Here is a 12,203-nt window from a genome sequence, read left to right as displayed (position 1 = left end):
GGCACCTTCCGGTGCGGCCGCCGCCGTGCAGGGCGAGGCTGTGTCACCGGTCCGCGTCGAGCGGCTCCAGCTCCTCGTCCTCGTCCAGCACCACGACCTCGATGTCCTCGTCGTCGTCGGCGTCGTCGATGTCGATGTCGTCCTCGGCGTCGTCGTCGAAGACCGCGCTGACGTCGAAGCGGCAGACCACCTCCTGCGGGTCCACGCCGTCGAACGGCGCCTCCAGCCACTCGCCCGGCTCGGCCGGCTCGTCGGCGGCCGTCACCCACAGCGTGGAGTCGCCCTCCTCCAGGCCGAACTCCTTGTGCCGGGAGGCGATCTCGTCCGGTTCGAACTCCCCGAACAGGATGCCGAGCGCACCGTGGACCGAGCCCGCGAACTCCGCGCCCCGGCCGTCGTCGTCGGCCGCCTCGATCCGCTGGGCCTGCGCCATCAGCCGCTGCGGTTCCGCCACCGCGTAGTCGCGGCGGATCAGCACACTGAGGGCGTTCGGTTCCGCGGGACCCGCGTACGGGGGCAACGAGTCCTCCGCGCCGGGGATCTCGAAGGGGGTGACCTCGTCGTAGCGGTCGTAGAGCAGCTCGTCGTACGCCTCCGCGGCCGCGGCCAGCTCGTTGAACGCCTCGTAGACGGCCGGGTCGTCCTCCCCCGACCGGCGTTCGACCGCGGCCAGGTGGCGGTCGAGCGCGGTCTTGACCGCCTCGGCGGCGGCGCGTACCTCGGCAGCGGTGGACTGCGCAGCATCAGACATAGTGCAGACGCTATCCGTACCGGGCCGGTGCCCGCACAATAGATGCGATGCCGGAATACGAATTTGTCGACGTGTACGTGCCGCGCGGGGTCTCCCGCAAGGAGGCGGCACGTCTGCTGACCGACCACGCGGAGTACGGACACTGGGAGTTGCACCGTCTGAGCCTGTTGCGCGACGGCAGCCGCAGGGTGCGGCTGCGGCGGCGGATCATCCGCCAGGTTCGCGCCACCTGGTGATCGGGACGGTGCCGGAACGGAGGACGCCGGAACGGGCCGGGTCCCGCCGTGGCGGGGCCCGGCCCGTTCCGTTCCGCTTCGCCGCGGCGCCGTGCTACGCGGACGTGCGCGCCCTGCGGTAGAGGATCGCGCCCGCGAACAGCGCGCCCGCGCTCAGTGACATGGCCGCGCCCATGGGCAGGCCGCTTCCCGTCTCGGCGAGTTCACCGCCGCCCCCGGACTGGGGCCCGGGCCGGTTGACGCCCGCGTCGGGGCCTTCCCCGCCGCCCGTTTCGCCGGGCCGACCCGGATTGCCCGGGTTGTCCGGCTCGTTCGGCTGCTCCGGCTCACCGGGTTCGCCGGGCTCCCCCGGCTGCCCCGGATCGCCGGGCTCCCCCGGTTCCTCGGGCTCACCCGGCTTTCCCGGTTCTCCCGGCTGTCCCGGCGGCGGCTCGGTGTCGCCGCCGCCCGGGCCGCCGTTGCCGCAGTCGTTGCCCGCCGCCGGGTTGCCGGCGCCCACCACGTCCACGGTGTTGCCGCAGACGTTGACCGGCACATGGACCGGCGCCTGGATCAGATTGCCGGAGCCGACGCCCGGCGACCCCTCGGCCGTGCCCTCCGCCTGGGCACCCCCGGCACCGCCTCCGCCCTGGTTGGCGCAGGCGTTGCCGGCGGCCGGATTGAGCAGGCCGATGACGTTGACGGTGTTGCCGCAGACGTTGACCGGCACGTGCACCGGCGCCTGGACGACGTTGCCGGACAGCACGCCGGGCGAACCGGCGGCCGTGCCGTCGGCCTCGGAGCCGGTGTGGGCGTACGCCTGGCCCCCCATGGCGGCGATCACTCCGGTCGCCGCCGCCATGGTCAGCAGTCCCTTTCGGGTGACCTTTCCCATGATTCCCCATTCCCCCTTCGATCTGTGTGCGCTCGCGTGACGAGGTGAGAAGACCGGTCGGCCCCGGAGCGCATGGCGCGCACTCCGGGGCCGACGGAACTCGGACCCTCAGAAAAACCGTGGGCGGAACGTCACCTGTTGACGCAGGTGTTGCCGAAGGCGGGGTTCAGCACGCCGATCACGGAGACCGTGTTGCCGCAGACGTTCACGGGCACGTGGACCGGGACCTGGACAACGTTGCCCGACACGACGCCCGGGGAGTGCACGGCGGCGCCCTGCGCGCCGGAGTCGGCGACGGCGAGGCCCGCGCCCGCGAGGACCAGGCCACCGGTGGCAGCCGCGGCGGCGACGATCTTCTTGATCATTATTCCTCCTAGTTGGCAATGCGATCCAAGTAGCTGATCGCACCAGCAGTAACGAGGAGGAATGAATAGGGCTACGACCTGATGAGCGCATTCACCCGTCCCGGTAAGGACCGGCACACGCGCGCGAATTGTCAGGAGGCGTCGAGGAACCGGTCGAGCACCCGCACGCCGAACTTCAGCCCGTCCACCGGCACCCGCTCGTCCACCCCGTGGAACATCCCCGCGAAGTCCAGCTCCGGCGGCAGCCGCAGCGGCGCGAAGCCGAAGCAGCGGATGCCGAGGTCGTCGAAGGACTTGGCGTCGGTGCCGCCGGAGAGCATGTAGGGCACCGCGCGGGCGATCGGGTCCTCGGCGCCGAGCGCGCTCTGCATGGCGTCGACCAGCTTGCCGTCGAAGTCGGTCTCCAGGGCCTTGTCGCCGTGCACGTCCTCCCGCTTCACACGGGGGCCGAGGATCCGGTCGAGGTCGGCGAGGAACTCCTCCTCGTAGCCGGGCAGGAAGCGCCCGTCGACGTGCGCGGTGGCCTGGCCCGGGATGACGTTGACCTTGTAGCCGGCGCCGAGCATGGTCGGCGCGGCCGAGTTGCGCAGGGTGGGGCCGATCATCTTGGCGATGCCGCCGAGCTTGGCGAGCGTCTCGTCCATGTTCTCGGGGTCGAGTTCGGTGCCGAGGGCGTCGGACAGCTCGTCCAGGAAGGACCGCACGGTCTTGGTGACCCGCACCGGCCAGGTGTGCCGGCCCAGCCGCCCGACGGCCTCGCACAGTTCGGTGATGGCGTTGTCGGTGTTGGTCATCGAGCCGTGCCCGGCGGTGCCCTCGACCGTCAGGCGCATCCAGTGCATGCCCTTCTGGGCGGTCTCGATCAGGTACAGCCGCAGCTTCTCGTTGACGGTGAAGGAGAATCCGCCGACCTCGCCGATCGCCTCGGTGACGCCCTCGAACAGGTCCGGGTGCTCGTCGACGAGGTAGCGGGCGCCGTGGGTGCCGCCGGCCTCCTCGTCGGCGAGGAAGGCGAGGACGACGTCGCGGGGCGGCTTGCGGCCGCTGCGCATCCGGTCCCGGACGACCGCGAGGGTCATCGCGTCCATGTCCTTCATGTCGACGGCGCCCCGGCCCCACACGCAGCCGTCCGCGATCTCGCCGGAGAACGGGTCGTGGGTCCAGTCGGCCGCGTTGGCCGGAACCACGTCGAGGTGGCCGTGGATGAGCAGCGCGGGCCGGGAGGGGTCCTCGCCCTCGATGCGGGCCACCGTGGAGGCGCGGCCCCGGTGGGACTCCAGGATCGTCGGCTCCAGGCCCACCTCGGCGAGCTTCTCGGCGACGTACTCGGCCGCCTTGCGCTCGCCCGGCCCGGAGTGGTCGCCGTAGTTGCTGGTGTCGATCCGGATCAGCTCGCGGCAGAGGTCCACGACCTCGTCCTCGCCGGTGACGCTCCCGGCCGTGTCCGTCTGGCTCACGCTGTTCCTCCCGCTGTCGCCGCTGGTGGTTCCCCCTCATCCTCCCTCCCGGGCGGGCGGGCGCCCAAGACCGGGCCCGGCCGTCACACGCCGTTCACGGGGCGGACCGGCCGCCCGGGGGTGTGATCGGCCCTCGTCGAAAGCCTGGTAATGTTTACGTCGTCGCCGCGGGGGAAACCCTGCACGACACACACCTTGTCCGGGTGGCGGAATGGCAGACGCGCTAGCTTGAGGTGCTAGTGCCCTTTATCGGGCGTGGGGGTTCAAGTCCCCCCTCGGACACCAGTGAAGACCCCTGCTGAGCAGGGGTCTTCTGCATTGTGGGGCATCTCTCGTCGTCCCGCGCCGGTTTCGGCCGGGGCGCGGACCCGCCTCGTACTAAAATTTCCGGCTTGTTACGGAGCTGGATCCGGACAACCCCAGGCGCACCTGCGGGCCCGCCAGCGCCCCGGAGGCTTCCGGGATCGAGACGCGAGGACCCGATGGCAGCCATAGACGAGAGCAGTGCTCTCGGCCTGCTCGGCGACGAGTTCGACCAGATCGACCAGCACGACCAGAACCACCGCTCCCCCACGGGCGCCGCCCTCTTCTCCGGCGGCCCCGCAGCCTCCCCGCGCACGCTGGTCGACGTCTTCGACGCGTCCGTGCGCGCCTTCCCGGACGAGCCGGCCCTGGACGACGGGACCGCCGCGCTGACCTACCGCGCCCTCGCCGCCGCCGTGGAGGGACTGCGCGGGCGGCTGGCGGCCGCCGGGGTGGGGCTCGGGGACAGCGTCGGAGTGCGGGTGCCGTCCGGGACCAACGACCTCTACGTGGCGATCCTGGCCGTCCTCGCCGCGGGCGCCGCCTATGTGCCGGTCGACGCCGAGGACCCGGACGAGCGGGCCGCGTTGGTGTTCGGCGAGGCCGGTGTGCGGGCCGTCGTCGGGGCGGGGCACGAGCTGACCGTGCACGGCCGCTCCGGGACGCCGGCCGCCCGCCCCGGCGTCGGGCACGACGCCTGGGTCATCTTCACCTCCGGGTCCACCGGGAAGCCGAAGGGCGTCGCCGTCAGCCATCGCAGCGCCGCCGCGTTCGTGGACGCCGAGGCCGCGCTGTTCCTCGCCGAGGAGCCGATCGGGCCCGGCGACCGGGTGATGGCGGGCCTGTCCGTCGCCTTCGACGCGTCCTGCGAGGAGATGTGGCTGGCCTGGCGCTACGGCGCGTGCCTGGTGCCGGTGCCGCGCGCGCAGGTCAGGAGCGGCGCCGATCTCGGGCCGTGGCTGGTGGAGCAGGAGATCACCGTGGTCTCCACGGTGCCGACGCTGGCCGCGCTGTGGGAGCCGGAGACCCTCAACGACGTACGGCTGCTGATCTTCGGCGGTGAGGCGTGCCCGCCCGAGCTGGTGCAGCGGCTGGTGACGGAGGGACGCGAGGTCTGGAACACCTACGGGCCGACCGAGGCGACCGTCGTGGCGTGCGCGTCGCTGATGAGCGGCGCGGAGCCGGTGCGGATCGGGCTGCCGCTGAAGGGCTGGGAGCTGGCCGTCGTGGACGAGGCCGGGGAGCCGGTCCCGATGGGCGGCAGCGGCCAGTTGGTGATCGGTGGGGTGGGGCTCGCCCGGTATCTCGACGCGCGGAAGGACGCGGAGAAGTACGCGCCGCTGACGTCGCTGGGATGGGAGCGGGCGTACCGCAGCGGCGACCTGGTGCGGGCGGAGCCGGAAGGGCTGGTGTTCCTCGGGCGGGCCGACGAGCAGATCAAGCTGGGCGGGCGGCGCATCGAACTGGGCGAGGTGGACGCGGCGTTGCAGGCGCTGCCCGGTGTCGCGGGGGCCGCGGCGGCGGTGCGCACGGCGCGCGGCGGCAACCAGTTGCTGGTCGGCTACGTCGTGACGCAGGACGGCTGGGACGCCGCGGCGGCCGTGGCCCGGCTGCGCTCCGAACTGCCCGCCGCGCTGGTGCCGTTGCTCGCGCCGGTCGAGGACCTGCCGACCCGCACGTCGGGGAAGGTGGACCGGGCCGCGCTGCCGTGGCCGCTGGAGAGCGTGGAGAGTACCGGTCCCGTCGAGCAGTTGTACGGCACGGAGGCGTGGCTCGCCGAGCAGTGGAGCGAGGTGCTGGGCGTGCCGGTGGCGAGCGCCGACGACGACTTCTTCGCGATCGGCGGGGGCAGCCTCGCCGCCGCCCGGCTCACCACCCGGCTGCGCGAGCGGTATCCCAGCGCGGCGGTGCTCGACCTGTACCAGCAGCCGGTGCTGCGGAAGCTGGCCCGGCACCTGGAGGAGTCGGCGCAGGGCGACGGGGCCGCGCGAACCGTGGCTCCGGTGCCGCGCCGGGCGCAGGCCGTGCAACTGCTGGTGCTGCTGCCGCTGTTCACGCTGGTGGGGCTGCGCTGGAGCGTCGTGCTGGCAGCGCTCGGGAACGTCCTGCCGGGATACGCCTGGCTGCCGACGGCCCCCTGGTGGCTGGTGGCGGCGGGCGCGGTGGTGTTCTTCAGCCCGCCGGGACGGCTGGCGCTGGCGGCGGGCGGGGCGCGGCTGCTGCTGCGCGGAGTGCGGCCGGGGCGTCATCCGCGGGGCGGGAGTGTGCATCTGCGGCTGTGGGCCGCGGAGCGGCTGGCCGAGTGCAGCGGGGCGACCTCGCTGACCGGGGCGTGGCTGCAGCGCTACGCGCGGGCACTGGGCGCCAGGGTGGGGCCGGAGGTGGATCTGCACTCGCTGCCGCCGGTCACCGGGATGCTCAGGCTGGGCCGGGGCGCGGCCGTGGAGTCGGAGGTCGATCTGGCCGGGCACTGGCTGGACGGCGACATGCTGGAGATCGGCCCGGTGCGGGTCGGCGCGCACGCCGTGGTGGGGACGCGCAGCGTGCTCTTCCCCGGCGCGCGGGTGGGCAAGCGGGCCGAGGTGGCCCCGGGTTCGGCCGTGGCCGGGCAGATCCCGACCGGACAGCGGTGGGCGGGCGCGCCCGCGGTGAAGCTGGGCCGGGCCAAGCGGAACTGGCCCAAGGAGCGTCCGCCGCGCGGCGGGCTGTGGCGGGCGGCGTACGGGGCGACCGGGTTCGCGCTGAGCGCGCTGCCGGTGGTCTCGGTCGCCGCCGCGCTGGCCGTGGCGGGCCTGTTCGTCGACCCGGACGCCGGCATCGGCGGGGCCCTGCGGGGTGCGGCGCTCGCGCTGGTTCCGGCGACGCTGGCGTTCGGGGCGGCGTACGCGCTGCTGATCCTGGCGGCGGTGCGGCTGCTGAGCCTGGGGCTGCGCGAGGGGACGTATCCGACGCACAGCCGGGGCGGCTGGCAGGCCTGGTCGGTGACGCAGCTGATGGACCGCTCGCGGGAGATGCTGTTCCCGCTGTACGCCGGGCTGGTCACGCCGGTGTGGCTGCGGCTGCTCGGGATGCGGATCGGGCGGGGCGCGGAGGTGTCGACGGTGCTGGCGCTGCCGAGCCTGACGACGGTCGGCGAGGGCGCGTTCCTCGCCGACGACACGCTGACCGCGCCGTACGAGCTGGGCGGCGGCTGGGTGCGGGTCGGGCGGGCGCAGATCGGGCGGCGGGCGTTCCTCGGCAACTCGGGGATGACCGCGCCGGGGCGCAGCGTGCCGGACGGGGGCCTGGTGGGAGTGCTGTCGGCGACGCCGAAGAAGGCGAAGAAGGGCAGCTCGTATCTGGGGCTGCCGCCGGTGAAGCTGCCCCGCAGCTCGGCCGACGCGGACGGGAGCCGGACGTACGATCCGCCGGCCCGGCTGCTGTGGGCGCGGGCGCTGGTGGAGGTGTGCCGGATCGTGCCGGTGTTCTGCTCGGCGGGGATCGCGGTGCTGACGGTGGCGGCGCTCGCGGCGCTGGGCGGCTGGGCGTGGCCGCTGGGCGGGGTGGTGCTGCTCGCGGCGGGCGCGGTGGCGGCCGGGGTGTCGGTGGCGGCGAAGTGGGCGCTGGTCGGACGGCACCGCAGCGGGGAGCATCCGCTGTGGAGCGGCTTCGTGTGGCGCAACGAGCTGGCGGACACCTTCGTGGAGGTGCTGGCGGTGCCGTGGCTGGCCGGGCCGGTGACGGGCACGCCGGTGCTGACGGCGTGGCTGCGCGGGCTCGGGGCGCGGATCGGCCGGGGCGCCTGGGTGGAGAGCCACTGGCTGCCGGAGGCGGACCTGGTGACGCTCGGGGACGCGGCGACGGTGAACCGGGGCTGTGTGCTGCAGACCCACCTCTTCCACGACCGGATCTTGCGGACGGATACTGTGGTCCTCCGTGAGGGCGCGACGCTGGGCCCTGGCGGAATCGTCCTGCCCGGCAGCACCGTCGGCGCCCGTACCACGCTGGGTCCGGCGTCGCTGGTGATGGCGGCGGAGTCCGTCCCTGACGACACCCGCTGGCTGGGCAACCCGATCGAGTCATGGCGCCGGTAGCGGCTCCCGCCGCGCTCGGGGGCGGGGACGGGGAACGTCGTACGAGCACAGGGCAGGGAGCGGACGCGGCAGTGGCGGTTCAGCAGGCGGCGGGTCCGGACCCGTACTTCCCGGCCCATGGCGACTCCCGGTACCGGGTGCACCGCTACGAGCTGGTGCTCGACTACCGTCCGGGCCCCAACCGGCTGTCCGGGACGGCGCGGATCAACGCCATCGCCGGCCCGGCCCCGCTCGCCGAGTTCCAGCTGAACCTGGCGCAGTTCCGGGTCGGCCGGGTCAAGGTCGACGGGCGGGCGGCGCACTACACGCACCGGGGCGGCAGACTGCGGGTTCGGCCGGCGAAGGCGCTGCGGGCGGGGGCGGCGTTCACCGTGGAGGTGCACTGGTCGGGCAACCCGAGGCCGGTGTCCAGCCCCTGGGGCGGACTCGGCTGGGAGGAGCTGGCGGACGGGGCTCTGGTGGCGAGCCAGCCCGTGGGGGCGCCGTCGTGGTACCCGTGCAACGACCGGCCGGCCGACAAGGCGTCGTACCAGATCTCGGTGACGACGCCGTCGGCGTACGCGGTGGTGGCGGGCGGGCGGTTGCTGACCCGGACGACCAAGGCGTCGACGACGACCTGGGTGTACGAGCAGTCCGCGCCGACGTCGAGCTACCTGGTGGGCCTGGCGATCGGGAAGTACCAGACGGTGCTGCTCGGCGATCCGGGGCCGGGCGGGGTGCCGCAGCACGGGCACATCCCGGCGCGTCTGCTGCCGGAGTTCTCCCGGGACTTCGCGCGGCAGCCCGCGATGATGGAGCTGTTCCAGGAGCTGTTCGGGCCCTATCCCTTCGACGGTTACGCGGTGGTGGTGACCGAGGAGGAGCTGGACGTGCCCGTGGAGGCGCAGGGGCTGTCGCTGTTCGGGTCCAACCATGTGGACGGGGCGCGCGGCTGGGAGCGGCTGGTGGCGCACGAGCTGGCACACCAGTGGTTCGGCAACAGCGTGTCCATCGCCGACTGGCGGCACATCTGGCTGAACGAGGGGTTCGCCAAGTACGCCGAGTGGCTGTGGTCGGAGCGCTCCGGCGGGCGGACGGCGCAGCAGCAGGCCGCCGCCGCGCACCGGGTGCTGGCCGGGCTGCCGCAGGACCTGCGGCTGGCCGACCCGGGCCGCAAGCTGATGTTCGACGACCGGGTCTACCAGCGGGGCGGGCTCGCCGTGCACGCGGTGCGCTGCGCGCTGGGCGACGAGGCGTTCTACCGGATGCTGCGCGGCTGGGCTGGGCTGCACCGGGGCGGCGCGGTGAGCACGGCGGCGTTCACCGCGCACGCGGCCCGGTACGCGGCGGAGCCGCTGGACGGGCTGTTCGACGCGTGGCTGTACGGGACGGCGCTGCCGCCGCTGCCGGAGCAGCAGACGCGGATTCCGGCGCGGCCGGCGCATCCGCCGACCAACGCCGGGTCCGCGTAGGCCGGTTCAGGTGTTGGGCACCTTGAGCGCCTCCCAGCTGGTCCTTCCGGGGATGCCGTCGGCGTCCTTGCCCTCGTAGCCGAGGTTGCGCTGCCAGGCGGCGTAGGAGCGGCGGTCGGCCTCGGTCCACTCGGGGCCGGGGCCGTCCTCGTAGCGGGAGCAGCCCTCGGCGACGAGCCGGCGGCCCATCGCGGTGATGACGGGCGACTTCTGGCCTGCGTGGAAGAAGGCGCTGCCGGGGAGGGCTCGTAGCGGGGCCGGGACGGCTGAGGCTCGGGCTTCGGGGCGGGCCCGGTGGCGGGGGGTGCGTCGCGGAGGCGTTCGGCGATGCGGCGGCGCATGCCGTCCATGGTGAACCCGCGCGGGTCGATCTTGCCGGGCTGCCACTCCCTGTGGCCGATGACGGAGCGCTCGGACCAGCCGTGGTGGCGGCATGTCGCGGCGGCGATACCCGGGTACGCGGTCCGGGCGAGGAGCGTCCGCAACGCGGCGGCCTGCGCGTGCGCCGAGATGGCGGAGGAGTGGTGGCATCGGTGCACGAAGGGTTACGGCACGTAACGCGTACGCCGGGTCCGTGACACCGCATCAGTTTCCCCCGTCACTGCCCGGGCGGACGGCCGTCCGGGCCAAGCGGCTCACTTGTGACTCCTGATGCTCAGGTGCTCACTCCACCTTGAGGACCGGTCGGCCGCCCCGGCAAGGCGCCTTCGCGCCGGCCCCGGGGGAGGTTCGATGGAGGGCGACCGCCACGACCCGCACACGATGTGCGCGTGTCACGCCGGGGGTTGCACGATTCCTCCACGGTCCGTGATGCAGCAGAATGGCACACATGTCCCGACGCCCCGCACGTTCCGGCAGCCGACGATCCGCCCCCGCCGCGCACGACTCCTCGTGCCCCTGCGGTCTCGCGGAGGGATACGCGATGTGCTGTGGCCGATTCCATCGGGGCGCGGCGACGGCGCCGACCGCGGAGGCGCTCATGCGCTCCCGCTACAGCGCGTTCGTGCGGCGGGACGAGAGCTACCTGCTGCGGACCTGGCACCCGCGCACGCGCCCCGCGCGCCTCGACCCGGACCCGGGGATGCGGTGGACCGGCCTGGAGGTCCTCGGCACGAGCGAGGGGTCGGCGTTCCACACCACCGGGACGGTGACCTTCCGGGCGTCGTTCCGCGGCGGCTCGCTGCACGAGCGCAGCCGGTTCGAGCGCGTCGACGGGGCGTGGGTCTACGTCGACGGGGAGTTCCTCGACTGACGGGCCGGGCCCGTCGCGAAGGGCCTACGGCGCGAGGACGTCGAGTTCCTGGAGGGCCCCCACCGTGATCTGACGCGTCAGCCGCTCGGCACGGTCCGCGTCGCCCTCCCGCACCGCTTCCGCGACCCGCACGTGCAGGCTGACGGCGGCCGGGTCGGGGTCGTCGAACATGACGTCGTGCCGGGTGCGCCCGGCGAGCACCTCGGCGACGACGTCGCCCAGGCGGGCGAACATCTCGTTGCCGGAGGCGTTGAGGATCACCCGGTGGAAGGCGATGTCGTGCAGGAGGTAGCCCTCGAGCTGGTGGCCGCGCGAGTGGGCGACCATGCCGAGGGCGCACTCGGTCAGCTCGGCGCACTGCTCGGCGGTGGCGTTCGTCGCGGCGAGCCCCGCCGCGACCGGTTCGACGGCGGAGCGCAGCACGGTGAGTGAGCGCAGCTGCCGCGCGCGGTCGGCGCCGGCCAGCCGCCAGCGGATGACCTGGGGGTCGTAGACGTTCCACTCGGCCGCCGGCCGCACGGTGACGCCCACCCGGCGACGGGACTCGACCAGGTGCATGGACTCCAGCACCCGCACCGCCTCGCGCATCACGGAGCGCGAGACGTCGAAGCGCTGGGCCAGTTCGTCGGTGCGCAGAACGCTGCCCGGAGGGTACTCCCCCGCGGTGATCTCGGGGCCGAGGGTGTCCAGAACGCGGCCGTGCAGCCCCCGGTCCGGTGTGCTCATGCACTCAGCGTACGGGGCGGATCACGCGATCAAAAAGTCAGACTTATTTGTCACAGGCTCTTGAATTCGTCGTACCTAATCGGTTTCAGTGACGTCGACGCCGGATGACGAAGCCGGTGTCCCATGTCGAGGAAGACAGCGAGGCAGTCATGCGCAGCCCCCACGTGGTCGTGGTCATGGGTGTCGCCGGCACGGGCAAGACGACCATCGGTCGGCTGCTCGCGGCCCGGCTCGGAGTCCCGTACGCCGAGGGCGACGACTTCCACCCGCAGGCGAACATCGCGAAGATGTCGGCCGGCGTCCCCCTGGACGACGCGGACCGCCTGCCGTGGCTGGACGCGATCGGCGCCTGGGCGCACGAGCGGACCGGGCTGGGCGGCGTGGTCAGCTGCTCGGCGCTCAAGCGCGCCTACCGCGACCGGCTGCGGGCCGCCGCTCCCGGCGTCGTGTTCCTGCACCTCGCGGGCGACCGCGCCCTGATCGAGCGGCGGATGGCGCAGCGGCAGGGCCACTTCATGCCGACGGCGCTGCTGGACTCGCAGTTCGCCGCGCTGCAGCCGCTGCAGCCGGACGAGGCCGGCGTCGCGGTCGACGTCTCGGTGACGCCGGAGGAGATCACGGCGCGCGCCACGGCCGCGCTGGGAACCCTCGGCACGGACTGAGCCCACCCCCCACCCGCTTCTCCCCCACCGCACCCCCTTCTCCCCCGCCTCCC

Annotated in this window: 10 protein-coding genes, 1 tRNA gene and 1 pseudogene; 6 read left to right on the top strand and 6 right to left on the bottom strand. The window is 73.6% G+C overall.

Annotated features, from left to right (window positions below):
• Positions 1-43: 43 nt before the first annotated feature.
• The gene (locus ACZ6KF_RS17580; RefSeq protein ID WP_356626956.1) at positions 44-751 is read right to left on the bottom strand and encodes a hypothetical protein; all 708 of its coding nucleotides are present in this window, start codon (positions 749-751) and stop codon (positions 44-46) included.
• A 47-nt stretch (positions 752-798) separates the two neighbouring features.
• Between ACZ6KF_RS17580 and ACZ6KF_RS17575 the strand changes: the two genes are divergently transcribed.
• Positions 799-987, top strand: a complete 189-nt coding sequence (locus tag ACZ6KF_RS17575; protein WP_356626955.1) for a DUF5703 family protein — start codon at positions 799-801, stop codon at positions 985-987.
• A 94-nt stretch (positions 988-1,081) separates the two neighbouring features.
• Here the strand turns inward: ACZ6KF_RS17575 and ACZ6KF_RS17570 are convergent, their stop codons facing one another.
• The 3 genes from ACZ6KF_RS17570 to ACZ6KF_RS17560 form a co-directional block, all read right to left on the bottom strand.
• A complete protein-coding gene (locus tag ACZ6KF_RS17570) occupies positions 1,082-1,861 on the bottom strand; it encodes a chaplin (RefSeq protein ID WP_469239143.1) in 780 nt (259 codons plus the stop codon).
• 131 nt (positions 1,862-1,992) lie between these two features.
• Complete coding sequence (gene chpH / locus ACZ6KF_RS17565; protein ID WP_356626953.1) at positions 1,993-2,226, bottom strand: chaplin ChpH; 234 nt, start codon at positions 2,224-2,226, stop codon at positions 1,993-1,995.
• Between the two features lie 131 nt (positions 2,227-2,357).
• Complete coding sequence (locus ACZ6KF_RS17560) at positions 2,358-3,683, bottom strand: M20/M25/M40 family metallo-hydrolase (RefSeq protein WP_356626952.1); 1,326 nt, start codon at positions 3,681-3,683, stop codon at positions 2,358-2,360.
• A 197-nt stretch (positions 3,684-3,880) separates the two neighbouring features.
• On the opposite strand from ACZ6KF_RS17560, the gene ACZ6KF_RS17555 reads away from it, so the two are divergent.
• The 3 genes from ACZ6KF_RS17555 to ACZ6KF_RS17545 all read left to right on the top strand — a co-directional run bounded on the left by ACZ6KF_RS17555 (position 3,881) and on the right by ACZ6KF_RS17545 (position 9,510).
• Positions 3,881-3,968, top strand: a tRNA-Leu gene (locus tag ACZ6KF_RS17555).
• Between the two features lie 197 nt (positions 3,969-4,165).
• The gene (locus tag ACZ6KF_RS17550; protein ID WP_469239141.1) at positions 4,166-8,059 is read left to right on the top strand and encodes a Pls/PosA family non-ribosomal peptide synthetase; all 3,894 of its coding nucleotides are present in this window, start codon (positions 4,166-4,168) and stop codon (positions 8,057-8,059) included.
• A 71-nt stretch (positions 8,060-8,130) separates the two neighbouring features.
• Complete coding sequence (locus ACZ6KF_RS17545; protein WP_469239139.1) at positions 8,131-9,510, top strand: M1 family metallopeptidase; 1,380 nt, start codon at positions 8,131-8,133, stop codon at positions 9,508-9,510.
• 6 nt (positions 9,511-9,516) lie between these two features.
• Here the strand turns inward: ACZ6KF_RS17545 and ACZ6KF_RS17540 are convergent.
• Positions 9,517-9,956, bottom strand: a pseudogene (locus ACZ6KF_RS17540) (peptidoglycan-binding protein); the annotation flags it as partial.
• Between the two features lie 383 nt (positions 9,957-10,339).
• Between ACZ6KF_RS17540 and ACZ6KF_RS17535 the strand changes: the two are divergent.
• Complete coding sequence (locus ACZ6KF_RS17535) at positions 10,340-10,762, top strand: YchJ family protein (protein WP_469239137.1); 423 nt, start codon at positions 10,340-10,342, stop codon at positions 10,760-10,762.
• Positions 10,763-10,786: 24 nt separating this feature from the next.
• On the opposite strand, the gene ACZ6KF_RS17530 is transcribed toward ACZ6KF_RS17535, so the two are convergent.
• On the bottom strand, positions 10,787-11,488 hold the full coding sequence (locus ACZ6KF_RS17530) for a FadR/GntR family transcriptional regulator (RefSeq protein WP_356626947.1): 702 nt from the start codon (positions 11,486-11,488) through the stop codon (positions 10,787-10,789).
• 149 nt (positions 11,489-11,637) lie between these two features.
• Here ACZ6KF_RS17530 and ACZ6KF_RS17525 point away from each other — a divergent pair, with 149 nt between their 5' ends.
• The gene (locus tag ACZ6KF_RS17525; RefSeq protein WP_356626946.1) at positions 11,638-12,150 is read left to right on the top strand and encodes a gluconokinase; all 513 of its coding nucleotides are present in this window, start codon (positions 11,638-11,640) and stop codon (positions 12,148-12,150) included.
• Positions 12,151-12,203 lie beyond the last annotated feature (53 nt).

The sequence above is a fragment of the Streptomyces sp. NPDC046379 genome, assembly GCF_055587785.1.
The sequence above is the reverse complement of the archived record's forward strand: the minus strand, read 5'-3'. Positions and strand labels throughout refer to the sequence as shown.